This window comes from Aeromonas sp. Y318-1 (assembly GCF_027706125.1).
Classification (GTDB): domain Bacteria; phylum Pseudomonadota; class Gammaproteobacteria; order Enterobacterales; family Aeromonadaceae; genus Aeromonas; species Aeromonas hydrophila.
On the sequence record NZ_JAPDCM010000003.1, the window covers coordinates 304,679 to 328,817 of the forward strand.

The following is a 24,139-nucleotide window of genomic DNA, read 5'->3' on the forward strand; positions in this document are numbered from 1 at the left end:
TGAGCGGGGGCCTCCCCGCCCGTGCCTATAACTCTATCTGACCGTCAAATACGTGCTCGGCCGGCCCGGTCATGTAGACCGGCTGACCCGGCCCCTTCCAGGCGATGGTCAGCTTGCCTCCTGGCAGGGTGACGGTGACCCGCTCCTTGAGCTTGCCCTGGCTGATGCCCACCACCACAGCGGCACAGGCGCCGGTGCCGCAGGCCAGGGTCTCGCCCACCCCGCGTTCGAACACCCGCAGCTTGATCTCGCTGGCGTTCACCATCTCCATGAAGCCGACGTTGACCCGCTCGGGAAAGCGCTCGTGTCGCTCCATGATGGGACCCAGGGTCGCCACCGGCGCATCGGCCACCGAGGGCACCTCGATGACGCAGTGAGGATTGCCCATGGAGACGGCCCCGCACATCACAGTATGCTCCTGGGCCCGCAGCAGGTAGGTTTTTTCCGCCTTCTGGGCCCGGAACGGGATCTTGCCCGGCTCGAACTGGGGCACCCCCATGTTGACCGTGACCTGGTTCTCCCCTTCCAGCTGCAGCACGATGCGGCCGCGCGCCGTGCTCACCGCGATGCGATCCCGGTTGATCAGCCCCTTGAGGCGCACGAAGCGGGCGAAACAGCGGGCACCGTTGCCGCACTGCTCCACCTCGCTGCCATCGGCGTTGAAGATGCGGTAGTGAAAGTCGAGCTCGGGATCATAGGGCGGCTCCACCAGCAACAGCTGGTCGAAGCCGATACCGAAGTGGCGATCCGCCAGCTTCTTGATGACCTCATTGCTGAAAAACACCTTCTGGGTGACGCCATCCACCACCATGAAGTCGTTCCCCAGCCCGTGCATCTTGGAAAAATCTATCAACATCGTGCGTTCCTGTACCCTTGTTCACGCTCTCACCTGGAGGAACGCTTAGAGAAATCCATTAACAATCAGGGCAGTAAATGCTCACCGCGCCAGAGATCGGCCAACTGCTCGCGCTCTCTGATGAGGAACGACTGCGCTCCGTCCACCAGCACTTCGGCGGCGCGGGGACGGGTGTTGTAGTTGGAGGACATGGTAAAGCCGTAGGCACCGGCGGAACGCACCGCCAGCAGGGAGCCTTCGGCGATCGCCAGGGTGCGCTCCTTGCCGAGGAAGTCACCTGTCTCGCAGACCGGGCCGACCACGTCGTACAGCGCCAGCTCGTGGGCGGTGCGGCTGTCCACTTCGATGATGTTCATCCAGGCGCCGTAGAGCGAAGGACGCAGCAGATCGTTCATGCCGGCGTCGATCAGCGCGAAGTTGCGGGTCTCGCCCGGCTTGAGGTACTCCACCCGGGTCAGCAGCACGCCGGCGTTGGCGACGATGGCGCGACCCGGTTCGAACAACAGGGTCAGATCCCGGCCCGCCAGCTTCTGCTTGAGCGCCTCGGCATACTCGCTGGGATGGGGCGGCTGCTCGGCGCCGTAGTTGACCCCCAGACCCCCGCCCACGTCCAGGTGGTGAATGTGGATGCCTTCCGCCGCCAGGCCGTCGATCAGCCGCAGCAGCTTGTCGGCCGCCTCCATGAACGGATTCAATTCAGTCAGTTGCGAGCCGATATGGCAATCCACCCCGACGATCTCGATGTTGGCCATGGCCGCCGCCTTGCGGTAGATGGCGGGCGCCTGCTCGATGGGAATGCCGAACTTGTTCTGCTTGAGGCCGGTGGAGATATAGGGGTGGGTACCGGCGTCGATGTCCGGGTTGACCCGCACCGACACCCGGGCCTTCTTGCCCATGCCGCCCGCCACCCGGTTCAGACGCTCCAGCTCGGCTTCCGACTCCAGGTTGAAACAGAGGATCTCTTTATCCAGCGCAAGGCGCATCTCGGCTTCGCTCTTGGCCACCCCGGAGAAGACCACCTTGGCCGGATCGCCGCCCGCCGCCAGCACCCGCGACAGCTCGCCGCCGGAGACGATGTCAAAGCCTGAGCCAAGGCGCGCCAGCAGGTTGAGCAGCGCCAGGTTGGAGTTGGCCTTGACCGCATAACAGATGAGATGGGGGATGTCGCCCGCCGCCTTGTCGAAGGCGTGCCAGTGGCGTTCAAGGGTGGCGCGGGAGTAGACGTACAGCGGGGTGCCGTACTGCTCGGCAAGTTGTTGCAGCGAGGTGTGTTCGGCCTGAAGCTGGCCGTCGGCGTCGTAGTTAAAGTGATCCAAGGGGGCGGTTCCTTCCTAAATTATTGCGGCGCGGCCTCTGGGGCAGCCTCGGCGGTCGCAGGCGTCTGTGCTTGCGGTGTACTCTGGGTCTGGGGCTGCTCGGGGGGCGGCATGTAGAGCGGTCCCGTCAGGCCACACGCGGCCAAACCAAGAGACAGAAGAGTGGCAAGCAGACACTTGGTAAGCTGGGTAATCATAATGGTTCGCTGCGAAAAAATTTTTGGCCCTCTATAATCGCACTCACATTGTTAAAAGCAACAGGATAAACCGATGAAGGATCACGAGTATCACGCCCTGACCGACGCCTTTTTCCAATATGTGGAGGACACCGTCGACGCAGGATATCCGGATATTGACTGTGAACGTGCCGGCGGGGTCTTGACCCTGTCGTTCGAGAACAAGACCAAGGTCATCATCAACAAGCAGGAGCCCCTGCACCAGATCTGGGTCGCCACCCGCGAGAACGGCTTCCACTTCGAGCTGCAAGGGGAAAGCTGGATCGACAACCGCTTCGGTCACGAGCTCAAGACGCTGCTGAGCAAGGCCTGCACCACCCAGGCGGGCGAACCCGTCCAGTTCCCATGATGGTGCAGCCTGCCATGATTGATCTGCATCCTGAAGGCGCCCGTCACGCGATGATCTGGCTGCACGGGCTGGGGGATTCCGGCGCCGGCCTCGCCCCGCTGGTGGATGCGCTGGCGCTGCCCGCCGACCTGCCGGTGCGTCATCTGCTGCCCGATGCGCCGGAGCGCGCCATCACCATCAACATGGGCTACAAGATGCGCGGCTGGTACGACATCAAGAGCTTCGACAACCCGGCGGACCGCGCCGTGGAGTCCCACGTCAGGGAGTCCGCGGCCCGCATCGCCGCGCTGATCGAACAACTGGTGGCGGAGGGCTTCGCCCCCGAGCGCATCGTGCTGGCCGGCTTCTCCCAGGGGGGCGTGATTGCCTCCTTCACCGCCCTGCGCCTGCCGCAGCAACTGGCGGGCCTGCTCTGCATGTCCACCTACCTGGCGGCCCCCGATACCCTGCTCGGCGAGATGAGCGAGGCTGCCCGCAGCCTGCCCATCTGCTACATGCACGGCATCTATGACGACGTGGTGAGCCTCTCCATGGGCTGGGACGCCAAGAACCGGCTGGAGGCGGCCGGGCTCTCCCTCGAGTGGCACGAGTACCCCATGCGCCACGAGATCTGCCGCCCGCAACTCGACGACATCCGTCAGTGGCTGCTGGCCCGCCTCGCGGGCTGAGCCAACCGCGGATAGCCAAACGGCCTGCAGATGCAGGCCGTTTTCATTCGATATGAGCGATGATCCTGTGCAGCAGGGGGCCGAGACCAGGGCGCTTGCGCGCACGCCGGACCGGCCCCTGCCCTACCCCGCGCCTGCGGCGGAGCCGAGCTCGCGCCCCTGACCAGCGTCGCGCAGCTGACCTTGGCTGCGGTAGGGGATCACTTCCAGCTCGCCGTTGATCTGCACTATCTCGTAGTACTGGGGCAGGTTGAAGTTGCTGAACTGGCCCGCGTCGCTGAAGCGCTCGTGGCTGGAGGTATAGAAGCGGTTCACCCCCTGCACCAGCTCATCCTTGTTGCCGGCGAAGTGCTGGTAGATCTCCACCCGGTTCGCCTCGTCCAGGATATAGATGTTGGTGCCCGCATCCCGGGTATCGAAGAAGAACTGCACCAGCCCCTCGCTGGCATAGGCGTCGACAATGCCGGGCAGATGCTGGCTGTGGGTCTTGTCGAGCCGCAGCGGCAGGTGATCCAGCTTGTTGTGGGAGATGTGGCGATAGAAGTCGACCGCGTTCTCCAGCTTCTTGACCGACACCCCGCGCCGCTCGAAGAAGATGCCGTACTTCTCCTTGCCGAGCGCCAGCGTCTTGACCAGCTGCTGCTTGTCGCGGGCCAGACGCAGCTCGATACACTCGGCCACCAGCTGCTGGAAGCGGGTACGCACCAGAGAGCGGAAGTGCTGGCTGTAACAGAACACTTCGATCATCTCGGGGGCAGCAGCATCCTGGTGCATCTTGCCGAGGATGGTGGTGAGAGCGTCCACCACCGCCTCGTCCCCCTGGAAGTGCAGGGTACGGATCTCGCTCCAGGAGTTGCGATAGACCAGGTCCACCGAGCCCACCAGACACTCCTGGTTGCGGCCGAACGAGAAGACGTCGGCGGCGTTGGCGTCGAACTCGATCACCTGGCCCACCCAGTGACTGGTCGGGTCCGTCTCCAGGTTGAGGAAGATGGAGAGCTGGCGGATCTCGCACGGCCGGCTGAGGGCCAGGTTGGTGGCGCGGGGATACTTGACCGGGAAGGTGCCGGACAGATCGCGACAGAACTGGTGCAGGTTGTCGATGTGCAGATCCGAGCCCTGGTTGAACAGGTGCACCCGGGACTGCGGCGTCAGCAGGCCGTTGAAGTAGGCCCACGACACCAGCTTGCTGATGTAGCCGTTATATTCGAGCGGCGCCCGACCGATGATATCTGCCGGCTCCAGCGAATGTTTGTAGAGATACCAGCCGGCGCGGTTCAAGCGGCCGTGCGGCACCTGCACGAAGCTGAGATCCGGCTCGCTCAAGTCCGGCGCAATCTTGAGGTTGATGCGCTGCACCTTGCCCGGCAGGCTCTCGAACGCGGCATAGAGCTTGCGCGACAGGATGCCGATGTCTTCCGGGTTGATGGACTCGCTGATGTTGTTGCGCCGGGCGAACTGGATCAGGTTGCGGTAGCTCTGCATCAGGGCTTCCAGCAGCTCGGCGTGAGCCACCTTGACGTCCTCGACCTTCCACTCCTGGCGGTGATCCAGATGGTGCAACCGCTCCTGACTCCAGCCCCAGTAGGCCACCAGCTGGGTCATCTGCTCGCGGCGCCAGGCCGGGGAGTGCTCCTCTTTCGGGTGGCTGAGACCGTCACACACCTTCAGATAGAAGCAGCGGCGCACCAGATCGAGCCGCTGCATGTCGCCGATGGACTTGAGGTAGTTGGTCACCTTGTCCAGCATCAGGCAGTAGTTGTCGAGCCGGTAGTGCATCCCCTCGTTGTGCTGGAACCAGTCGCGGCTGGTCACCGACAGCAGACGGGTGTTGGGATACTCGTGGGAGTAGGCCTCCATCAACACCGACTTGAGCACCGCCTTGTAGGGGGAGTCGATGCCCTTGTAGAGCTGCCAGAGGGCGGAGCCGAAGTACTCCTCGGCCGGAATGCGGTTGAAGCCACCGAGATCGAGCCAGTCATCCTGGCTCAGCTTGCCGTGGGCGAACAGGCCGTTGACGTAGTCGTCGTAGTGGTCGTCATACTCGCTGGGCACCAGATACCAGAGCAGCCGCTTGCCGGCGATCAGCATGGCGCTGCGGTAGAACTCGTCGAGCAGCAGCAGGTGCTGGGCGCTGCCGCAGCTCTCACCCTGCATCTGGGCATCGTTGCGCTGGCGGAACTTGTCCTCGGGGATCAGGAAGAAGTTGAGATCGACCCCGCGCTGCTCGGCCCACTTGGAGAGTTGCTGGCATTTGAGATCCAGCAGCTCGAGCCGCTCCTGCGACAAACCGGCCACGTGGCAGACCCAGATATCGAGATCCGAGTGGCAACACTGGCCGATGGACGAGGTGCTGCCCATGGAGTAGAGCCCCTGGATCGACTTGTCATGGGTGGTGAGGCCGTTCAGGCAGTTGGCGTTCTGGCACAGGTCCTCGATGAAGGCCTGCTGGGCGTCATTGGCCGTAAAACTCCAGATGCCGTGCGGCACATCCCCAGCCACGTAACCAGGCAGCAGAGGGTGATTGAAGTGCAGCATGACGGGTAGCAGCTGAAAAACCTGCTGCCCGTAGCGACTCATGAGACCTAGCGCCCGTTGCGTCTTGAGACGATTGAGTTCGTCGTAGCGCGCCACCAGCGTGTCGAGTTTTACCAGCAATGCCCTGCCTATACCGAGGTAAGAAATGACGCACCAAAACGGGGAGACGTCAAAAAAGTGTGATCATGTTAACAATGCAAACAGCGGTGGTAAACAAGCCCGCACACAATCGCCGGATTATTTATGACAAGTCACTAAACAGTATCATTGGAAAGCAATAAAAATCTGTAATTTCAACAAATTAACCGGCAAGCCAGACTTAATAAAAATCATTTTCAGCGGCCGTTTTTGAGCTTGAGCCCGCTTTTGCGGGCTGCGCCATGAAAGCCCCTGCAAAGGGTGGTAAGATCGTTTTCCTTCTAAAGATGAAACAACTGATTGATATGGCAGCCCGAACCCTGAAAATTGCCACTCGCAAGAGCCCCTTGGCCCTGTGGCAGGCCAACTTCGTCAAAGACCGGCTGGAAGCCCTGTACCCCGAGTTGCAGGTCGAGCTGGTGCCCATGAGCACTCAGGGTGACAAGATCCTGGATACCCCTCTCGCCAAGGTGGGCGGCAAGGGGTTGTTCGTCAAGGAGCTGGAAACCGCCATGCTGGAAGGACGGGCCGACATCGCCGTGCACTCCATGAAAGACGTACCGGTGGAGTTCCCCGAGGGGCTCGGCCTGCACACCATCTGCGAGCGCGAAGATCCGCGCGATGCCTTTGTTTCCAACCGCTTCGGCCAGATTGATGAGCTGCCGCAGGGAGCCGTGGTCGGCACCTCCAGCCTGCGCCGCCAGTGCCAGCTGCGCGCGGCACGCCCGGATCTGGTGATCCGCGACCTGCGCGGCAACGTCAACACCCGTCTCGCCAAGCTGGACGCCGGTGAATACGACGCCATCATCCTCGCCGCCGCCGGCCTGAAACGGCTGGAGATGGCGCACCGCATCACCGCCTTCATCGAGCCGGAACAGAGCCTGCCCGCCAACGGTCAGGGCGCGGTCGGCATCGAATGCCGCCTCGACGATCATGAGCTGCACGCCCTGCTGGCACCGCTCGAACACCCCGAGACCCGGATCCGGGTGCTGACCGAGCGCGCCATGAACCGTGCCCTGCAGGGGGGTTGCCAGGTTCCCATCGGGGCCTACGCCCTGGTGCAGGGGGAAGAAGTGTGGCTGCGTGGCCTGGTGGGCAGCCCGGATGGCAGCCGCGTCATCCGCGACGAGATCCGCGGCCCGCTGGCCGACGGCGAGGCCCTCGGTCACACCCTGGCCCAGCGTCTGCTGGCCGATGGCGCCGATGTCATCCTGGCCGAGGTCTACCGGGCATGATCCCGCTGGTGGTGCGCCCGGCCGCCCAGGCCGCCGAGCTGGCGGCGCTGCTGCGCCAGCACGGCCACGCACCGCTCTGCTGCCCGCTGCTGGAAACCGTGGCGGGCAGCGAACTGCACCGCCTGCCCGAACTGCTGCCCCAGGCCGACATCGTCATCGCCGTCAGCATGCATGCGGTTCATTTCACTCATCATTTTCTGTTGCAAACTGGTCAGACCTGGCCAAATATTGACTACTTTGCGGTCGGTCAGGCCAGCGCGGATGCCTTCGCCGAGGTGGGCATCCAGGCCTTGAGCCCGGACGATCCGCGCAGCGAAGGGCTGCTGGCCCTGCCCGGCCTGCAACAGGTGAACGGCAAGCAGGTGCTGATCCTGCGCGGCAATGGCGGCCGGGATCTCATCGCCCGGACGCTGGCCTCACGCGGCGCACTGGTGCACTATTGTGCGGCCTATGAGCGCCACTACCCCGCACTGGACGGGGACGCATTGACTCGCCACTGGCAGGCGGCCGGGCTCGACAGCCTGCTCGTCACCAGCGGTGAACTGCTGCAACGGCTGCTGGAACTGGTCCCGGACCAACAGCTGCCCTGGCTGCACGACCGCCTGCTGGTGGTGCCCAGCCCGCGGGTGGCCGAGATGGCCGCAGCGGCGGGCTTTACCCATATCACGATTGCCCAGGGTGCATCCAACCAGGCCCTGACGGCCGCTCTGGAACTGAGGAAGATGGAATGACTGAACAGCAAGAAGTCCAGCCGAGTGCCGCGGCCTCCGTGGCCGACAACAAGCAACCCGGCCAGAAGGTCAACAACAAGAAGGGCAGCTCGGGTGCTGTGGTCGGCGGCATCGCCATCCTGCTGGCCCTCGGCCTGACCGGTGGCCTCTATCTGCACGGCCACAAGAGTGCCGTCGCCCAGCAGGGCGAGCTGAACCAGCTCAAGCTGCAACTGGCCGAGGCCATGAACAAGCTTGACCAGAGCAACAGCAAGGATGGCGAGCAGCTGGCCGCCCTCGGCAAGCAGCAGCAACTGCTGCAGGACGAGCTCAAGGGGTTGCAGACCCGAGTGCTGGATCTCAACGACAAGCGCCCCAACGACTGGATGCTGGCCGAATCCGAATACCTGGTGCGGATGGCCGGTCGCAAGCTGTGGCTGGAACATGACCTCGTCTCCGCCATCACACTGCTCGGCAATGCCGACGAGCGCATCAAGGCGCTCAACGATCCCAGCCTGATGCCCATCCGCAAGGCGCTGGCCGAAGACATCGCCCAGCTCAAGGGGATGCCGCGCATCGACCGCGAAGGGCTGACCCTGAAGCTGGCCGCCCTCTCCGATCAGATCGAGCTGCTGCCGCTCTCCACCGTCAGCATGCCGGAAGCCAAGAGCGAGCCTGATCAGGCCGTCAGCACCAACCCGGACGAGTGGGAAAGCAACCTGAAGAAGAACTGGGTCAAGTTCACCGAGAACTTCATCACCATCCGCCGTCGCGACGGCGCGGTGGAGGCCCTGCTCTCCCCGCAGCAGGAGATCTTCCTGCGCGAGAACCTCAAGACCAAGCTGCTGCAGGCCCAGCTCGCCGTCTACCGCGAACAGCAGGCCCTCTATGACGACAGCCTGGACAAGGCCCAGCGCTGGCTGACCCAGTATTTCGACACCGACAACAGCGCCACCCACTACATGCAGTCCGAGCTGGACAAGCTCAAGGGAGAGCAGATCCAATTCAACTATCCGGATCGCTTCAAAACCCAGGCCATGCTGGAAGAGGTGCTGACCGAGCGCCTGCAGCGCATTCTGGCCAGCAACTGAGGAGGGCACCATGATTCGTCTGATTGTACTGGTGGCCGCCATGGTGGCCGGCCTCATCTTCGGCCCGCAGGCCTCCGGCAACAAGGGCTATGTACTGATCTCGCTGGGCAACTACACGGTTGAATCTTCGGTCACCAGCGCGGTGATCCTGGCGGTGCTGTTCTACGGTGCCCTGCTCATTGTCGAGTGGCTGCTGGGCCGGGTATTCGGCCTGCGCCGCAAGACGCTGGGCTGGTACGGCTCGCGCCGGCGCCGCAAGGCCAACCAGCAGACCGTGGCCGCCACCCTGGCCATGGCCGAGGGGCACTACAGCCAGGCCGAGAAGCTGATGCTCAAGGGCGCCAGCAACAGCGACACCCCGCTGCTCAACTACCTGAGCGCCGCCAAGGCGGCCCAGGCCCGTGGCGATGACGTGCGCCGGGACCAATACCTGCAAAAGGCGCAGGAGGAGAACCCCAAGGCCGAGCTGGCGCTGACCCTGACCCAGACCCAGTTGCAGATCGAGCAGGGCCAGTACGACACCGCGCTGGCCATGCTGGAATCCGTCTATGCCCTCAACCCGCGCCACCCCATGGTGCTGGACCAGCTGCGTCAGGTGCACCTGGCCCGTGAGGACTGGGCTGCCCTCATCGACCTCATTCCGGTGCTGCACAAGGTGGGCAAGCTGACCCCCAAACAGGAAGAGGATCTGCTGCAGCAGGCCTGGCGTGGTCGCCTCGACGCCGCCAGCGGCGCCCTCGAGACCCTGCGCCCGCTCTGGCAGGAGCTGCCGCGCAAGCTGCGCCAGGATCCGGATCTGCTGGCCGTCTATGGCGATCGCCTGCGCCAGCTGGGGGCCGACAATGAAGCCGCCGAGCTGTGGCTGGATGCGCTGCGCAAGCAGGTCTCGCCCCAGTTGCTGGCCCGTCTGCCCAAACTCAAGCTCGACAGCTACCAGCCGATGCTGGCCCTGTTGCAGAAGATCCAGGATCAGCCGGGCGTCGACGCGGCGCTGGCCCAGGTCTACCTGCTGGCCGGTCAGCTGGACGACGCCCAGCGCCTGCTGGAGCAGGAGGTCGCGAAGGCGCCCAATGCAGCCGTCTACCACGCCCTCGGTCAGGTGATGGACAAGCGCCGCCTCACCAACAAGGCCAACGAGTACTACCGCCAGGCATTGCAGCTGGCCGACGTCTAACGCCCGTTCGTCGCGAAATAAAAAGAGGCCGCAGTTGCGGCCTCTTTTTATTGGGATTGTTCCGAATGGCTGCTCTCCCTGCTCCCCTCGTGGGAGAAGGGTCGGGGATGAGGGGGAACCAGCAACCCCCCTCACCCCGAGGGAGAGGGTCAGTCTCAGGACGTCAGCCGCTCCAGTTCACCGATGAGCCAGATAGCCTCCTCCCGGTGATAGCCGCACACGTCCTGCATGGGACGAAAGCCGCCGCACACCGCCGGACGCTCGGGCTGGCCGAAGATCTTGCAGCCCAGCCGCGCATCGAGCTGCACGCAGGGCACGCCGGCCGGTTTGCCGTCGGGCATGCCGGGAATGGCACTGCTGATACTGGGGGCGATGCAGCAGGCACCGCAACCTTGACGACATTCCATGTAATGCTTTCCTTGGCAGGGCGAACCAGTGTAGCAAAGGGCGGGGATTTTCCTCACTCTTATACCGGCCCTGCCATGAAATAGTGTCCTTGCCAACAGACAACAAAAAGCCCGACAGTGTCGGGCTTTTCAGGCGGTACCATGGGGGTTGCCCCGCACGCATCCTGATTAGAGGATGATGTCGCGCACCACGCTGTCTTTGCGATCCAGGAAGTGGATCGACTTGATGCGGCGGATGGTCCGCGATTTGCCACGGATCAGCAGGGTCTCGGTGGTCGCCATGACGCCGTCGCTGGTGATGCCGTCCAGCAGATCACCCTTGGTGATGCCGGTGGCCGAGAAGATGACGTTGTCATTCTTGGCCAGGTCTTCCAGCTTGAGCACCTTGCTCACGTCGATGCCGAGCGCCTCGCAACGGGCAATTTCCTGCTCGCCCAGCGCACGCACTTCCGGGCTGTCGCCCTTGACCTGATGACGGGGCACCAGGCGGGCCTGCATGTCACCGTCCAGGGCGCGGATCACCGCCGCCGAGATCACCCCTTCCGGCGCGCCACCGATGCCATACAGCATGTCCACTTCGCTGTCCGGCAGACAGGTGAGGATGGAGGCAGCCACGTCGCCGTCGGGAATGGCGAACACCCGCACCCCCAGCCCCTGCATCTCCTTGATCGCCTTGTCGTGACGCGGCTTGGCCAGGGTGATCACGGTCAGGCGGGAGAGCGGCTTGCCGAGCGCCTTGGCCACGGCCTTGAGGTTCAGCTCGAGGGCCTGATCGAGGTCGATGGCACCCTTGGCCTTGGGACCCACGATCAGCTTCTCCATGTACATGTCGGGGGCCTTGAGGAAGGAACCCTTGTCGCCGACGGCCAGCACGGCCAGGGCATTGGCCTGACCCATGGCGGTCATGCGGGTACCCTCGATGGGATCGACCGCGATGTCCACCGCGTCGCCCAGACCCGTGCCCACCTTCTCGCCGATGTAGAGCATGGGGGCTTCGTCAATTTCACCCTCGCCGATCACAATCTCACCATCGATCTGGATCTGATTGAGGATATGGCGCATGGCCGCAACGGCCGCCCCATCGGCGATATTCTTGTCACCACGTCCGAGCCACTTGTAGCCAGCCAGTGCAGCCGCTTCCGTCACTCGGGAAAACTCGATTGCCAGTTCACGTCTCATCGCATATCCAACCTTTGGAGCTCGAAAACGGGCGGCATTCTACCACAAGGGCAAACCTTTGCGCGCAAAAGTGGCGGTTCGTCACACAAAACACGGCCCTTTCACCAATTTGACATCAAACCGCCACCGACACTTCACGAGAGTGTCACCCCGCTGTCATCCCCCCTGCCTAGCATGGCCCCGTCTTTTACAACAAAGCTTGCAACACAAGGGATTAAGATGAAAAAGCTGACTGTAGTGGCACTGGCTCTCACCGCGGCCTTCCAGGCTCACGCCGTTGAAGTTTACAAGAATGACACCACCACCCTGGATCTGTACGGCCGCATCTATGCCGGCCAGTTCTTCGGTGACAAGAAGGAAGGGGTCGACAGCACCCATCCGAACGGCACTCAGGAGTACAGCGACAAGCAGGGCGCCAACCAGTTCGTCCGCTTCGGCGCCAAGGTCGACAGCCAGATCAACAGCCAACTGAAAGCGCTGGCCCAGTACGAAGTGCAGATGTACATCAACGACAGCGAGAAGACCATCAGCGAGAACTCAGACAACCTGCGTACCCGTCTGGCGTTCGCCGGTGTTGGCGCCGACTGGGGCAACATCACCTTCGGTCGCCAGAAAGGGGCCCCGGGCTTCCTGGCTGACTGGACCGACGTTTCTCTCTCCGACGGTTACGGCAACGACGCGCTGGGCGCCAAGACCGACACCTTCGCCACCAACCGTGCCGGTTCCGTGCTGAAGTACTCCGGTCTGTTCAACGGCTTCCAGGTAGACACCAGCTACAAGTTCGACGGCGGTGACACCGAAGAGACCACCAGCAAGGACAGCGATGCCGCCTACGGCGCCGCCGTGGCCTACACCTTCCCGTTCAACCTGGCGCTGGGCACCGCCTACAACGTGGGGATCCGCGACAAGAACGGGGAAGAGGATGCCAAGCTGTGGCTGCTTTCCGCCAAGTACGACAACAAGGCCGTCTACGCCGCCCTGAGCTATGCGGACGGCACCGACTTCCTGGCCACCGGCAAGGATCACACCGGCTGGGAAGGGGCGCTGGGCTACAACTTCGAGAACGGCTTCGGCCTGATGGCGCTGTGGAACAAGCAGAAGGTAGAGCAGGACGGCAAGGCCGACTATGACTCCATCGACTACTACACCCTGGGCGCCCAGTACAAGTTCAACAAGAACCTGCGCGTCATCGGCGAGTACCGCATCAACAACCTCGACAGCAAAGAGAGCGGCAAGCTCAACGTCAAGGATGACTTCCAGCTGGCGGCCCGCTACGACTTCTAAGTCGGGCCCCTCTGCACTGCGCGCGCCGGCTGATGCCGGCGCGCTCTTTTGCATCCGCACCGGCGTGCCCTGCTCCCCATGATCTAGGCTCAACAGAACCACGACGAGGAGATCATCATGCCGCTACGTCTGCTCATCTGCTGCTGTCTGCTCTGCGCCCTGCCCGTCCAGGCGCTGACCATCGCCATGGTGCTGTGGCGCGGCGAGACCGATGCCGAGCGCGGCTTTCGCGACGAGCTGAACCGGCTCGGTCATCACCCCACCTTCGTCACCTTCAACGCCAATCAGGACAGAACCGTGCTGGCTACCCTGCTGCGCCAGCAACTGCTGCCCTCCCTCGCCGACTACGACTACATCTACTGCTTCGGCACCACCGCCACGGCCATGGTCAAGAGCTTGGTGGGCAACCGCAAACCATTGATTTTCAGCATAGTGTCCGACCCCGTCGGGGCCGGATTCCTGTCCGACGACAAGACGGAAAACCAGATGGTGGCTGGCACCAGCAACATGGTGCCGATGGCGCTGCAGCTCGCCAACGCCCGCCGCTATCTGCCCGCCGGCAAGGGGTTGCTGCTGCCATTCAACCCGCGCGAGCAGAACACCCTGTTGACCGGCGAGCTGCTGCTGCGCGAAGCCCGTCGCTACCAGTGGGAGCTCACCACCTGGCGCATCGCGCCGGACAAGCGGCGATTGGCCAGCGAACTCAAGCGGCTGCAGCACGACGCCAAAGAGAGCATCGTGTTTCTCGCCGCCGACAGCTACCTGCTCTCCATCGCCCCCGAACTGCTGGCCGCCCTCAACGAGGCGGGCATTCCCACCATCTGCAGCGCCGAGCTCTATGTCGAACACGGCTGCACCGTCGGCACCATCAGCAGCTATCGGGCCCTCGGCCAGATGGCGGCCAACATCATCCATCGCAACCTGCAGGGCACCCCGCTGCAGGATATCCCGCTGCAGACCGACCCGGCGCCGCGGCTGGTCCTGGGCAAGCAGCTGGCCGAGATCGCCCCCTCCGCCGCCGATCACTGAGCCCCTCATCCCCCTTCTTCCCTCCTCCCGTCACCTTGCCGGCAGGGCGCCCTGTCGGCGCTGGCGAGCCATCCGATACCCAGTCCCATCGCCAAAACATGTTTCTATTGCACAGCTAATGAAAATCAATATCATTAGCATCCTCCCGAATGGGAGAAAACAAAATAATTACAAATAAATCAATAAGTTCAGACCATCAGGTCGCTTCTTCAAGAGTCAACACGCAACATGCACACACCTCACCATCCGCGCACTCTGCTGAGTGTCGCCCTGCTGGCCCTGAGCGCCGGCGCACACGCCGAAGACGAGACCATGACAGTGGTCGGCAAACGCAGCCAACATGAAGAGGTCGCCACCGCGACCCGTACCAACACCCCGGCCAAGCTGGTGCCGCAGGCCATCGACAGCGTCAAGGCCAGCGAGCTGACCGCCTTCGGCCAGCCCACCCTGAGCGAGGCCCTGACCGGCATCCCCGGCGTCAACGCCAGCGGTGATACCCGCTTCGACGGGGTCAACATCCGCGGCTTCAGCGCCAGCAACGACTTCTATCTGGACGGTTTTCGCGACGACATGCAGTACACCCGCGACCTTGGCAACACCGAGCGGGTCGAAGTGCTCAAGGGACCGGCGGCGGTGCTCTACGGCCGCGGCAGCACCGGCGGCATCGTCAACCGGGTCAGCAAGAAGCCGCAGAAGGGGCTGGAGTCCAGCGTCAGCGCCCAGCTCGGCAGCTTCGACAGCCGCCGGCTGGCCGCCGACCTCAACGGTGAAGCGGGTGAACAGGTGCAGGTGCGCCTCAACCTGGCCCAGGAAGACAAGGACAGCTTTCGCAACGGCGTGACCAGCAAACGCACCCTGCTGGCCCCCTCCGTCAACTGGGAGATCAGCGACAAGCTGAACTGGCTGGTGCAGTACGAGCGCAACGAGCACGACCGCACCCCGGATCGCGGCATCCCCGGCGTCAACGGCCGGCCCGCCGACGTGCCGAAGGAGTATGTCTACAGCGATACCCGCCGCGACTTCATCGACGATGTGGCCCAGTCCACCCGCTCGCGCCTTACCTGGGACATCAACGATCAGTGGCAACTGCGCCAGCAGCTGGGCTACACCAGCCTCGACAGCCAGTTCGACAACACCTATGTCACCAGCGTGAAGGGGGATCAGGTGACCCGCGCCCGCTGGCAGCAGGATCTCAAAGCCAACAGCCTGATCAGCAACACCGAGGCCGAAGGCCAGCTGCAGACCGGCCCCGTCGAGCACCGTCTGCTGGTGGGCTTCGAGCAGAACTGGCAGGAGCGCACCCCCAAGCTCTACCAGAACGCCACCGCGATCCCGGCCGGCAACCTCTATGATCCGGGCTCCCTGCCCACCTACGACGGCGCCATGAAGCTCTCCAGCGACGCCAACCACAAGGTGCGTGGCTACGGCCTCTATGTGCAGGATCAGCTCAGCCTGGGTGACTGGCACCTGCTGGCGGGTCTGCGCCGCGACGACTTCACCGTCACCAGCCGCCGCAACGACCTCAACAAGGAGGAGACCGTCTCGGTTGCCAGCCTGAGCCCGCGCCTGGGCCTGGTGTGGAACCCGATCGAGGAGCATGCCTTCTACGCCTCCTACAGCAAGACCTTCACCCCGGTGGGCGGCGAGCTGATCGGCATCACCCCGGGCGACAAGAACAACAACCTGGATCCCCAGCACACCCGGCTGTACGAGGGCGGCGTCAAGAGCGACTGGCTGGATGGCCGCCTGGCGACCACCCTCTCCCTCTACCGGCTGGAGATGTACAACAAGCGCAGCAAGGATCCGCTGGATCCCACCAAGGTGATCCTCACCGGTCTGCAGCGCACCGAGGGGATCGAGCTGAGCGCCCGCGCCCAGCTGACCGACGAGCTCTACCTGCGCGGCGGCATCGCCATCCAGGATGCCGAGCAGGTCAAGGCGGACGCCGATCTGCAAGGCAAGCGGCCGATGAACGTCTCCCGCCAGAACGGCGAGCTGTTCGCCGGCTATCAGAGCGGCAAGCAGGGCTGGTTCGGCGAGACCGGGGTGACCGCGGTGGGCGATCGCTTCGCCGACAACGCCAACACCACCCCCCTGCCCGGTTACGCCCGCTTCGACGCCCGTGCCGGCTACCGCTGGCAGCAGTGGGAAACCCAGCTGAGCGTGGAGAACCTGACCGATCACGACTACTTCGTCAGCGCCACCAGCGCCTCCCAGATCATGCCGGGCACACCCCGTCAGCTGCATCTGAGCGCCGCCTACCGCTTCTGATCCCCGCTTTTTCCCGATCCCTCTGGCCAGCGTTCGCTGGCCAGATTTTTATGAAGCACCGAGCGATGAAACGCAGAAAACTCCCCCTGCACAACAACAAGTGGGTGCGCCGCATCCACGCCTGGGCCGGCTTTGCCACCCTCACCCTGATGCTGCTCTACGGCCTCACCGGCCTCTGGCTGCAACACAGGGCCGTGCTGCCGCTGCCCGGCCCCCATACCGATAAATCCAGCGAAGAGATAGTGCTGAGCGCGCCGCTGAGCAGCCCGGATGAACTGAAAAGCCTGCTGCAGCAACGCTATGCAGCAGGGTTCGAGGAGGGGCGCGTCCAGCTCACCCCGCCCCAGACCCTGCCCACCCCCGACGGCCCGCTCACCCTGCCGGCCCGCTGGGAGATGCGCGGCGTCACCCTCAGCCAGAGTGTGGCCGCCAGCTATGTGGCGGGCACATTGCTGGTGCGCACCGAACTGCAACAGGCCAACTTCGCCGCCAGCCTCAACCGGCTGCACCGTGGCATGGGCACCGGCCTGCCGTGGCAGCTGGTGGGGGATCTGGCGGCGCTGGCCATGCTGCTGCTGGCCCTCACCAGCCTGCTGATGTGGAACAAGCTGCACGGCCCGGCCGCGCGCGGCATCGCCCTGCTGCTGCTGGGCGCCCTGGTCACCGTGCTGGTGGCCCTGCTCTAGCGCATTTACCGACGGCAAAACGGGATCTGTCTCTCGGCGGCGGTAACCTTGCCCGCACCTCGGGTAACAAAGGGTAACCGGCCGCCGATGGGGGTCACAGTTGCCGGCCTGGCGGCTGGATGAGGATCGCCTGCGGCTGCTAGGGTGCGCCCTCAACCCAAGCGGCAAGAGGCAGCATGCGCATCTCCAGCATCGAATGCGGACGGGTAGTGGCCATCATGGCGGTGATGGCCATTCACCTCTCCCCCTTCAGCAACCCCTTCGACCCCACCCTGTGGGACGGCACTCTCTACTTCTGGCTCGGCGGCGTCATCAACCAGCTCTGCCGCTTCGCGGTGCCGCTGTTCTTCCTCTGCGCCGGCTACTTTCTGCAACCCGCTCTCGCCGCAGGCCACCCCCTGACGGTAGCGCTGCGCTACTGCCGCCCGCTGCTAGGGCTCTGGCTGGCGTGGAGCCTGCTCTACGTGCTGATACCCTTCAACCCGCTCGCGGCGGTGAGCGAGGGCTATCTGCCGGCCATGGCAAGCCAGTGGCAGATGCAGCTGGGGGATCCGCTCAACGTCTGGTGGGTGGGCGGCATGATCCACCTCTGGTTCCTGCCCGCCCTGATGCTGGCGGTACTGATCCTGGCGCTCTGCCAGCAGGCCCGCCTGCCCCGGCTGGCCCTGCTGCTGGGCGTCCTGCTCTACGGGCTGGCCCTGCTCGGCGGCTCCTATGGCCCGCCGCTGCTGGGGGGTGAGTGGGCCCTGCTGACCCGCAACGGCCCCTTCTTCTCGCTGCTGTTCGTGGCCCTCGGCGCCGAGCTGCGCCTGCGCGCCTGGCAGCCGGATGCCAGGCGCTGCGCCCTGCTGATGATGGCGGGGATGGGGCTCTACGCCCTCGAGGCCGCAGGGCTGCTGCGCGTTGCCGCCGTCCCCCTCGCTCGTCACGATTTCCTGCTGGGTTCGATCCCCTGGGCGCTGGGGCTGTTCGGCCTGCTGCTGGCCAACCCAGGCTGGGGCAAGGGCAGCTGGCTCGAGCGCCAGGCCCCCAAGGTGCTGGGCCTCTACTGTCTGCACATGATGCTGGTGGTGTGGCTGATGATCTTCGGCCCGCAGGGCAAACAGGTGTGGTGGGAGCTGCTGAAGGTGCCGGCGCTGCTGGCGCTCTCCCTGCTCGGCTACCGGCTGCTGACGCTGGGTGCAGCCAGTCGCTGGCTGCTGCGGGCCCGCTGAGGGGCACAGAGGATGGGAGGGAGGCCGATCCCTCCCCACTCAAGGCTGAATGGGGGGTTCAATTTTTATTCATCGCGGATAGATAAACTCCGGGACTCCTTAAACGCGACACCCAGGAGTCACGACCGTATGAAGTTGCTCACCAAGATGCTGTTCACCAAGCAATCCGGCCTTGTCCTCGTTCTGCTCGCCGCCAGCGGCTCCCTCAGCGCCGCCCAGATCGCCAACAACAACATCACCGAAGCCGAGATCAAGGCCGCGCAGGATGCCTGGGGCAAGGCCCTGATCCAGATCAGCGATGACTACCGCAGCGGCGGCATCGACAAGGCCAGAGCCACCGCCACCGCCGTGCTCGACGGCGCCTACGGCTACCACCATGGCCCCGTGCTGTTCAAGCCGACCCTGGCCGGCGGCGAACAGACCTTCCGCATCAATCAGGAAGGGGCGCTGGCCTACTTCGTCGGCAACAATCAGGCCTATCCCGCCGACACCGGCTTCGCCCTCAAGAACTGGCAGAGTTACAACTACGACAACGCCGCCGTCTACATCAACGGCGACATGGCCCTCACCATGGGCAAGGTGCACCTGACCGACCGGGACAACAAGCAGACCACGGTCGACAAGACCTGGGGCTTCAAGAAGGGGGACGATGGCAAGGTGCGCATCGTGCTGCACCACTCCTCCCTCCCCTACGCCGGCTAACGGCAACAGGCGACCTGCGGGTCGCCTGTTTTGTTATGGAGGTACAACTTTGGCCACTCGCCGGGTGACGACGGAGCCTGTGCTGTTACCATGCCTCCCTTGTGATGATTCCAGACGAGACACCCATGCAGATCCGCCCCTTCACCCCGGCCGACACCGAGGCCGTCCTCGCCATCTGGCTGGAGGCCTCCCTGCTGGCCCACCACTTCATCGAGCCCGCCTACTGGCACGCCAACCTGGCGCCGATGCGGGAGATCTATCTGCCCGCCGCCGACAGCCAGGTGCTTTGCCTGGGTGAGCAGGTGCTGGGTTTCTACTCCCTGCATGAGGGCTCCCTGGCCGCCCTCTTCGTGGCCCCCGCGCGGCAGGGGCAAGGGCTGGGCAAGGCCCTGCTCGAGCACGCCAAACAGCAGTTGCCGACCCTGCGGCTGCAGGTCTATCAGCAGAACCGGACCGCGTGCGACTTCTATCGCGCACAAGGGTTTCAGGTGGCGGCAGAGGGCGTGGATCCCCACACCGGCTGCGCCGAGTGGCTGATGGTCTGGCCGGCGCGGGATTAACCGGGCTCGCCGAGATGGGGCTCGTCGCGGGCTGCCCCCGCTTCACTCTGCGCCAGCAGGTCGCCGTGGCTCAGCGCGAAGTCGTGCATCTGCTGAAGCAAGGGGAGCAGGGCGACACCGAGCGGGCTCAGGCTGTACTCCACCCGGGGCGGCACGTCCGGGTAGAGGGTGCGGATGACGACGCCGTCGCTCTCCAGCTCCTTGAGCTGGGCGGTGAGCACCTTCTGGCTCACCTCGGGCAGGCTGCGGCGCAGGTCGCCAAAGCGCAGGGTCTGCGCGCGCAGATGAAACAGGATGGCCGGTTTCCATTTGCCGGCCAGCAGGCGCAGCACCCGATAGGCGGGACAGGGCAGTGAGGACAAGGGATGGCTCGCAAGTGGTTACTTTGCGGTAACTATGCCACGAAAATGTGCCTTCTTGCAGCCAAGATGCCGGCTTCCTATGATGCGGGCTTAGTCATTCAACGCCCACGAGAGGTTCACCATGCCCAGCCTGCTGCAGATCCATTTCAACTTCCCCGCCGAGATGATGGGGCCGGCCCTCACCGCCGCGGCCATGCCGCTGGCCGAGTCCATCACCAAGGAGCCGGGCTTCATCTCCAAGATCTGGACCGAGAACCCGCGCACCGGCGAGGCAGGCGGCATCTATCTGTTCGAGGATGAGGCGAGCGCCCTCGCCTACGCCACCATGCACGAGCAGCGGGTGCTCGCCATGGGCGCCAGCGCGGTGCAGTTCAAGCTGTTCGACGTCAACGAGCCGCTCAGCCGCCTCACTCGCGGTCTGGTGTGATCCTCTCAAGCGACAAGCGGTAGCAGCTATCCTGCTGCCAGACAAAGCCCAGCCGCCGAAACAGCCGCTGGCTGGGCAGATTGTCCGGCTCGATATCCGCCACTAGCGTGGCAAGGCCGAGCTGGCGGGCATAGGCGATCAGGGCCGTCAGCGCCTCTGCCATCCATCCCTCTCCCCAGTGGCTGCGAGCCAGCATGCAGCCCACCTCTGCCTGGCGCAGACCGACCTCCTCCACAAAGCTGTGCAGGCCGCAGGTGCCGATCAGGCGCTCGCTGTCGCGCGCCACCAGCCCCCACTCCAGCGACTCGCCGGCAGCCAGCAACCGCGCGACGCTCACCAGCATCTGCGCCACGGTGGCGAGGGAGGGAAACGGCGGCTCGCCGACGAAACGCATGACCTCGGAGTCCCCGTAGATGGCGAACAGCTCGGCACTGTCCCCGGCATCCAATGCCCGCAGCAACAGCCGCGGGGTCGACAGCGAGGGCAGTGTACGAGGCAGGGGGATCACGGCGCCGCAGTGCAAGTGGCTCAAAACCGCAGGGTCAGGCCGATATTGGCCTGCCACTGGGTCACCAGCTCGCCGCGCACCTTGAACACGCACTGGTCCGGGTTGCAGAGAAACTGGCTGTTGTCGTTGACCAGCGAGCCATAACCGCGCACCTCGGCCCGCAGCGCCAGATGCTCGGTCAGGCGCGGCTGCACCCCGAACGCCAGCGACATGGAGGGGGCCACCTCGCTGTCGTAGGCGGCAAAGCGGGTCGCGCCGATACCGGCGCCGATGTAGGGGGCCATCAAGTTGTCCGACAGGGTGAGCGCCCCGGCAAAGTGGAGGGTATCCACCGTCAAGCGATCCGGCTGATCGGGGGAGAGGCGGGTGGACTGGTGGCTGTAGAGCAGCTCTATCATGCCGGGGTCATCCACCTCCTTGCTGATGAACAGGCCCCAGCTGCCAGAGCGCTCCCCCTGCAAGGACTCCAGCCGGGTGGATACGGGCGTCGGTTTGGGCTCGTCATTGGCCTCGAAGTCGATGGCCGAGCTGTAGCCGAAGAACGGCGTCACCTGCCAGCCGAGGGCGGCCTGCTCCTCGGCGCTCCAAGCCTGCCCCAGCGGCAACAACAGCCCCATCATCATGATCCCTGCTCGTTTCATCACGGCTCCTCCGTGCTCTGCATCAGTGCCCGTCAAGCATATCAGAGCCCACTGGCCCCCATCCTAAACCCGGCCTGTATCAAGCGGTTTTCATCGGGGAGATCACATTTCGCCGTCCCTGCCGTTATTCATCCCCGATTAACCTGTGCCACGTATGCTGGCGCGCAATCGGCTCATGGTGAGCCGGTTCCACTCACCAGAAGGACATCAGGTAATGGTTGCCGCGCAACTCAACGACCCCCAGAACAAGCTCTCCGATACCCTGCGGGCCACCGCCCACGCCATCGAGGACAGCCATATCAGCCTGCGCCAGATGCTGGCCCTGGTCGGCGAACAGGGCATGCTGCTGTTTTGCGTGCTGCTCACCGTGCCCTTCCTGCTGCCGGTCTCCATCCCCGGCGTCAGCACCCCGTTTGGCCTGTTGATCCTGTTCATCGGCATCGGCATCACCCTCAACCGGGTACCCTGGCTGCCCGCCATCCTGATGGAGCGCCGCTTTGCCGCCGAGCAGCTCAAACCGACCCTGCACAAGGGGGCGGATCTGCTGGCCCGCATCGATCGCTTCATCCGCCCGCGCCTGCTGCTGTTGACCGGCAGCAGTACCATCAACCGCTGCAACGGCCTGCTGATCATGCTGGCGGCCCTGCTACTGATGCTGCCGCTCGGGGCCATCCCCTTCACCAACGCCATGCCGGCCTGGGCCATCCTGCTGCTGGCCATCGGCATGCTGCAGCGCGACGGCCTGTTCGTCGCCAGCGGCTACCTGCTGGTGAGCGCCACCCTGGTCTGGTTCAGCGCCCTGGCCATCGGCCTGCTGATGGCCGGCCAGAGCGTCTCCACCTTGCTCGGCTAACCGCAACACCAAGAAAAAGGGCGCCCCATGGGTCGCCCTTTTTGACTTGTGCGGGATCCGCCGTCACAGCAGATCGTAGATAAGGGCCGAGATGGCCAGCAGCCCGATCACCAGCACGAAGAGGGTACTCGCCCCGCGATAACGCTTGAGGGCGGGCAGACGATAGATGGAGCAGGCCGGCAGCAGAAACAGGATCACCGCGATGAGCGGCCCGCTCACCTTCTCGATGATCTCCAGCACGTTCGGGTTCAAGTAGGTGATGACCCCGGTCACCACGAACAGGATGACCGACGAGACCCGCGCTATGGTCGCTTCACGCAGCGACAGCCCCAGCCCCTGACAGGCACCGTTCACCATGCTCACCGTCCCCTCGCTCACCCCCATGGAGGTGCCGAGGAAGGATTTGGACATGGCCAGAATGGCGATGAGCGGCCCCACATAGGCGATCAGCGGATTGGAGAACTTGTTCGCCAGCGCCGACAGCACCGAAATATTGTCGATGCGGGCCTGCGCCATCTCGGCCTGACTCAGGCTCATCACGCAGCTCACCACGAAGAACAGCACGCTGCCGCAAATCAGCAGGCTGCTGCACTTGATGATCCGCTTGGCGCGCTGGTCGGCGCTCGCCTGACAGCGCTTCTTCTGCGCCGCACTGAAGGAGGAGATGATGGGCGCGTGGCTGAACGAGAACACCATCACCGGCACGATCAGCCAGAGGGATTTCCAGAATGCCGGGTCACGCCAGTCCACCCCCTGACTCTCGCTGAAGTAGGAGAGGCTCCACTGGGGCAGCAGATAGATGGAGAGGCCGATGAGGAAGGCAACCATGGGCAGGGCCAGCACGCTGATGGCCGACACCACCATCTGCTTGCCCGCCAGCAGCACCAGATGCAGCCCCAGCATCACCCCCAGCACCAGCAGGCCGCGCGGGATCTCGGCATTGCCCAACTGGTGCACCACAAAGCTCTGGATCGCGTTGGTGATGGAGATGCTGTAGACCAGAATGATGGGGTAGAAGGCCATCAGGTAGACCAGCATCAGCAGCTTGCCCGCCCGCGCACCGAAGTGCTCTTCCACCACGTGGGTAATATCCCCTTCCCGGTGGGAGCTGGATAATACAAAACGACTCAATGCCCGATGGGAATAATAAGAAAGCGGAAATGCCATCAATAATATAAATAGCAAAATAACCGGCGAATTACTGCCAACGGTAATTGGGAGAAACAGTGTCCCGGCACCGACCGCAGTGGCATATAAGCCCATGGTCCATACCGAATCACTTTTCTCCCATTTCAACTTTGATGCGGGATTACTCTTTTCAGCAATAGCAACACTCATTGCGATATACACCTTATTAATCTGTCATCTTTTATTTTATTGGCCCGTGTAATTAGGCTGGTGATATGCAGCGGCATATCGACCGGATCGTAGAAAAAACAAGCCCGCCTGCGATCAACATGATCACCAAGAGGAAACGGGGATGCCACGCTACCATCGTTGAAATCGCCATAAAGGTCAAGGTTAATAATTCATGACTGTTTGAATCGGATTGTTTCAAAAGGAAATAAGATGTGTCATTTCGGCCTCAAGATAATCAATTCAGCTCCGTCTGATAACATAACGACAAAACCTCGGTGAGTTGTTCAACAACTTGAATAAGGCCAGAGAGTGGCCCGTTAATATTAACAGCATCAGTCTATAAATA

At 63.6% G+C, this 24,139-nt stretch carries 25 protein-coding genes; 15 read left to right on the plus strand and 10 right to left on the minus strand.

Annotated elements, in window-relative coordinates; genetic code table 11:
* Positions 1-25: 25 nt before the first annotated feature.
* The 3 genes from dapF to lptM form a co-directional block, all read right to left on the minus strand.
* Positions 26-856 (minus strand): diaminopimelate epimerase, encoded by an 831-nt coding sequence (dapF, locus tag OKB87_RS06265; RefSeq protein ID WP_011704447.1) that lies wholly within the window; start codon positions 854-856, stop codon positions 26-28.
* A gap of 65 nt (positions 857-921) precedes the next feature.
* Complete coding sequence (gene lysA, locus OKB87_RS06270) at positions 922-2,172, minus strand: diaminopimelate decarboxylase (protein WP_270826839.1); 1,251 nt, start codon at positions 2,170-2,172, stop codon at positions 922-924.
* 20 nt (positions 2,173-2,192) lie between these two features.
* On the minus strand, positions 2,193-2,369 hold the full coding sequence (lptM, locus tag OKB87_RS06275; protein ID WP_017408874.1) for an LPS translocon maturation chaperone LptM: 177 nt from the start codon (positions 2,367-2,369) through the stop codon (positions 2,193-2,195).
* A gap of 73 nt (positions 2,370-2,442) precedes the next feature.
* Between lptM and cyaY the strand changes: the two genes are divergently transcribed.
* Positions 2,443-2,757: an iron donor protein CyaY gene (gene cyaY / locus OKB87_RS06280; protein WP_011704445.1), complete on the plus strand. Its 315-nt coding sequence runs from the start codon at positions 2,443-2,445 to the stop codon at positions 2,755-2,757.
* A 14-nt stretch (positions 2,758-2,771) separates the two neighbouring features.
* Positions 2,772-3,425, plus strand: coding sequence for an alpha/beta hydrolase (locus OKB87_RS06285; RefSeq protein WP_270826841.1), 654 nt, complete (start codon positions 2,772-2,774; stop codon positions 3,423-3,425).
* A 123-nt stretch (positions 3,426-3,548) separates the two neighbouring features.
* On the opposite strand, the gene OKB87_RS06290 is transcribed toward OKB87_RS06285, so the two are convergent.
* On the minus strand, positions 3,549-6,083 hold the full coding sequence (locus OKB87_RS06290) for a class I adenylate cyclase (RefSeq protein WP_065479953.1): 2,535 nt from the start codon (positions 6,081-6,083) through the stop codon (positions 3,549-3,551).
* 323 nt (positions 6,084-6,406) lie between these two features.
* Here OKB87_RS06290 and hemC point away from each other — a divergent pair, with 323 nt between their 5' ends.
* Genes hemC through OKB87_RS06310 form a run of 4 tightly spaced genes read left to right on the plus strand, consistent with a single transcriptional unit; the run spans position 6,407 to position 10,311 of the window.
* Positions 6,407-7,336 carry a hydroxymethylbilane synthase gene (gene hemC / locus OKB87_RS06295; RefSeq protein WP_016349245.1) on the plus strand — a complete coding sequence of 310 codons (930 nt, stop codon included), beginning with the start codon at positions 6,407-6,409 and terminating at the stop codon, positions 7,334-7,336.
* The gene (locus OKB87_RS06300) at positions 7,333-8,067 is read left to right on the plus strand and encodes a uroporphyrinogen-III synthase (protein WP_077098117.1); all 735 of its coding nucleotides are present in this window, start codon (positions 7,333-7,335) and stop codon (positions 8,065-8,067) included. The genes hemC and OKB87_RS06300 overlap by 4 nt, the downstream gene beginning before the upstream one ends.
* A complete protein-coding gene (locus OKB87_RS06305; RefSeq protein ID WP_024946056.1) occupies positions 8,064-9,137 on the plus strand; it encodes a uroporphyrinogen-III C-methyltransferase in 1,074 nt (357 codons plus the stop codon). The genes OKB87_RS06300 and OKB87_RS06305 overlap by 4 nt, the downstream gene beginning before the upstream one ends.
* Positions 9,138-9,147: 10 nt before the next feature.
* Positions 9,148-10,311: a heme biosynthesis HemY N-terminal domain-containing protein gene (locus OKB87_RS06310; protein WP_270826844.1), complete on the plus strand. Its 1,164-nt coding sequence runs from the start codon at positions 9,148-9,150 to the stop codon at positions 10,309-10,311.
* A 155-nt stretch (positions 10,312-10,466) separates the two neighbouring features.
* On the opposite strand, the gene OKB87_RS06315 is transcribed toward OKB87_RS06310, so the two are convergent.
* Positions 10,467-10,718 carry a YkgJ family cysteine cluster protein gene (locus OKB87_RS06315; protein WP_024946054.1) on the minus strand — a complete coding sequence of 84 codons (252 nt, stop codon included), beginning with the start codon at positions 10,716-10,718 and terminating at the stop codon, positions 10,467-10,469.
* Between the two features lie 168 nt (positions 10,719-10,886).
* Positions 10,887-11,897 (minus strand): class II fructose-bisphosphatase, encoded by a 1,011-nt coding sequence (glpX, locus tag OKB87_RS06320; RefSeq protein WP_016349240.1) that lies wholly within the window; start codon positions 11,895-11,897, stop codon positions 10,887-10,889.
* Positions 11,898-12,116: 219 nt separating this feature from the next.
* On the opposite strand from glpX, the gene OKB87_RS06325 reads away from it, so the two are divergent.
* The 7 genes from OKB87_RS06325 to OKB87_RS06355 all read left to right on the plus strand — a co-directional run bounded on the left by OKB87_RS06325 (position 12,117) and on the right by OKB87_RS06355 (position 19,643).
* Complete coding sequence (locus OKB87_RS06325; RefSeq protein WP_016349239.1) at positions 12,117-13,181, plus strand: porin; 1,065 nt, start codon at positions 12,117-12,119, stop codon at positions 13,179-13,181.
* 117 nt (positions 13,182-13,298) lie between these two features.
* Positions 13,299-14,210, plus strand: coding sequence for an ABC transporter substrate-binding protein (locus tag OKB87_RS06330; protein ID WP_043167038.1), 912 nt, complete (start codon positions 13,299-13,301; stop codon positions 14,208-14,210).
* Positions 14,211-14,438: 228 nt separating this feature from the next.
* Positions 14,439-16,481 carry a TonB-dependent receptor gene (locus OKB87_RS06335; protein ID WP_270826846.1) on the plus strand — a complete coding sequence of 681 codons (2,043 nt, stop codon included), beginning with the start codon at positions 14,439-14,441 and terminating at the stop codon, positions 16,479-16,481.
* On the plus strand, positions 16,481-17,167 hold the full coding sequence (locus OKB87_RS06340; protein ID WP_270826937.1) for a PepSY-associated TM helix domain-containing protein: 687 nt from the start codon (positions 16,481-16,483) through the stop codon (positions 17,165-17,167). The genes OKB87_RS06335 and OKB87_RS06340 overlap by 1 nt, the downstream gene beginning before the upstream one ends.
* Before the next feature lie 176 nt (positions 17,168-17,343).
* Entirely contained in the window at positions 17,344-18,381 is a 1,038-nt protein-coding gene (locus OKB87_RS06345) for an acyltransferase (protein WP_270826847.1), read from the plus strand.
* A gap of 129 nt (positions 18,382-18,510) precedes the next feature.
* Positions 18,511-19,083: a hypothetical protein gene (locus tag OKB87_RS06350; protein WP_029301822.1), complete on the plus strand. Its 573-nt coding sequence runs from the start codon at positions 18,511-18,513 to the stop codon at positions 19,081-19,083.
* Positions 19,084-19,208: 125 nt separating this feature from the next.
* On the plus strand, positions 19,209-19,643 hold the full coding sequence (locus OKB87_RS06355) for an N-acetyltransferase (protein ID WP_270826848.1): 435 nt from the start codon (positions 19,209-19,211) through the stop codon (positions 19,641-19,643).
* Here OKB87_RS06355 and OKB87_RS06360 read toward each other — a convergent pair.
* Positions 19,640-20,005 (minus strand): winged helix-turn-helix transcriptional regulator, encoded by a 366-nt coding sequence (locus tag OKB87_RS06360; protein ID WP_270826849.1) that lies wholly within the window; start codon positions 20,003-20,005, stop codon positions 19,640-19,642. The two genes, OKB87_RS06355 and OKB87_RS06360, sit on opposite strands and share 4 nt — an antisense overlap.
* A gap of 121 nt (positions 20,006-20,126) precedes the next feature.
* Here OKB87_RS06360 and OKB87_RS06365 point away from each other — a divergent pair, with 121 nt between their 5' ends.
* Positions 20,127-20,432: a monooxygenase gene (locus OKB87_RS06365; RefSeq protein ID WP_124252341.1), complete on the plus strand. Its 306-nt coding sequence runs from the start codon at positions 20,127-20,129 to the stop codon at positions 20,430-20,432.
* Here OKB87_RS06365 and OKB87_RS06370 read toward each other — a convergent pair.
* The gene (locus OKB87_RS06370) at positions 20,413-20,964 is read right to left on the minus strand and encodes a GNAT family N-acetyltransferase (protein WP_429076059.1); all 552 of its coding nucleotides are present in this window, start codon (positions 20,962-20,964) and stop codon (positions 20,413-20,415) included. The genes OKB87_RS06365 and OKB87_RS06370 overlap by 20 nt on opposite strands.
* Positions 20,961-21,581, minus strand: a complete 621-nt coding sequence (locus OKB87_RS06375; protein ID WP_270826850.1) for an outer membrane beta-barrel protein — start codon at positions 21,579-21,581, stop codon at positions 20,961-20,963. The genes OKB87_RS06370 and OKB87_RS06375 overlap by 4 nt, the downstream gene beginning before the upstream one ends.
* A gap of 214 nt (positions 21,582-21,795) precedes the next feature.
* Here OKB87_RS06375 and OKB87_RS06380 point away from each other — a divergent pair, with 214 nt between their 5' ends.
* Complete coding sequence (locus OKB87_RS06380; protein WP_043167020.1) at positions 21,796-22,434, plus strand: exopolysaccharide biosynthesis protein; 639 nt, start codon at positions 21,796-21,798, stop codon at positions 22,432-22,434.
* Between the two features lie 63 nt (positions 22,435-22,497).
* On the opposite strand, the gene OKB87_RS06385 is transcribed toward OKB87_RS06380, so the two are convergent.
* Positions 22,498-23,772 (minus strand): amino acid permease, encoded by a 1,275-nt coding sequence (locus OKB87_RS06385; protein WP_029304453.1) that lies wholly within the window; start codon positions 23,770-23,772, stop codon positions 22,498-22,500.
* Between the last annotated feature and the right edge of the window lie 367 nt (positions 23,773-24,139).

What these genes read in the sequence shown, in the direction of transcription:
- OKB87_RS06310 (WP_270826844.1), top strand. Translation starts at nt 9,148, where the DNA reads ATGATTCGTCTGATTGTACTGGTGGCCGCCATGGTGGCCGGCCTCATC.
- OKB87_RS06305 (WP_024946056.1), top strand. Translation starts at nt 8,064, where the DNA reads ATGACTGAACAGCAAGAAGTCCAGCCGAGTGCCGCGGCCTCCGTGGCC.
- OKB87_RS06285 (WP_270826841.1), top strand. Translation starts at nt 2,772, where the DNA reads ATGATTGATCTGCATCCTGAAGGCGCCCGTCACGCGATGATCTGGCTG.
- OKB87_RS06350 (WP_029301822.1), top strand. Translation starts at nt 18,511, where the DNA reads ATGAAGTTGCTCACCAAGATGCTGTTCACCAAGCAATCCGGCCTTGTC.
- dapF (WP_011704447.1), bottom strand. Translation starts at nt 856, where the DNA reads ATGTTGATAGATTTTTCCAAGATGCACGGGCTGGGGAACGACTTCATG.
- OKB87_RS06385 (WP_029304453.1), bottom strand. Translation starts at nt 23,772, where the DNA reads ATGAGTGTTGCTATTGCTGAAAAGAGTAATCCCGCATCAAAGTTGAAA.
- lptM (WP_017408874.1), bottom strand. Translation starts at nt 2,369, where the DNA reads ATGATTACCCAGCTTACCAAGTGTCTGCTTGCCACTCTTCTGTCTCTT.
- glpX (WP_016349240.1), bottom strand. Translation starts at nt 11,897, where the DNA reads ATGAGACGTGAACTGGCAATCGAGTTTTCCCGAGTGACGGAAGCGGCT.
- OKB87_RS06365 (WP_124252341.1), top strand. Translation starts at nt 20,127, where the DNA reads ATGCCCAGCCTGCTGCAGATCCATTTCAACTTCCCCGCCGAGATGATG.
- OKB87_RS06375 (WP_270826850.1), bottom strand. Translation starts at nt 21,581, where the DNA reads ATGAAACGAGCAGGGATCATGATGATGGGGCTGTTGTTGCCGCTGGGG.
- OKB87_RS06345 (WP_270826847.1), top strand. Translation starts at nt 17,344, where the DNA reads ATGCGCATCTCCAGCATCGAATGCGGACGGGTAGTGGCCATCATGGCG.
- OKB87_RS06380 (WP_043167020.1), top strand. Translation starts at nt 21,796, where the DNA reads ATGGTTGCCGCGCAACTCAACGACCCCCAGAACAAGCTCTCCGATACC.
- cyaY (WP_011704445.1), top strand. Translation starts at nt 2,443, where the DNA reads ATGAAGGATCACGAGTATCACGCCCTGACCGACGCCTTTTTCCAATAT.
- OKB87_RS06300 (WP_077098117.1), top strand. Translation starts at nt 7,333, where the DNA reads ATGATCCCGCTGGTGGTGCGCCCGGCCGCCCAGGCCGCCGAGCTGGCG.
- OKB87_RS06325 (WP_016349239.1), top strand. Translation starts at nt 12,117, where the DNA reads ATGAAAAAGCTGACTGTAGTGGCACTGGCTCTCACCGCGGCCTTCCAG.
- OKB87_RS06315 (WP_024946054.1), bottom strand. Translation starts at nt 10,718, where the DNA reads ATGGAATGTCGTCAAGGTTGCGGTGCCTGCTGCATCGCCCCCAGTATC.
- OKB87_RS06355 (WP_270826848.1), top strand. Translation starts at nt 19,209, where the DNA reads ATGCAGATCCGCCCCTTCACCCCGGCCGACACCGAGGCCGTCCTCGCC.
- OKB87_RS06330 (WP_043167038.1), top strand. Translation starts at nt 13,299, where the DNA reads ATGCCGCTACGTCTGCTCATCTGCTGCTGTCTGCTCTGCGCCCTGCCC.
- hemC (WP_016349245.1), top strand. Translation starts at nt 6,407, where the DNA reads ATGGCAGCCCGAACCCTGAAAATTGCCACTCGCAAGAGCCCCTTGGCC.
- OKB87_RS06335 (WP_270826846.1), top strand. Translation starts at nt 14,439, where the DNA reads ATGCACACACCTCACCATCCGCGCACTCTGCTGAGTGTCGCCCTGCTG.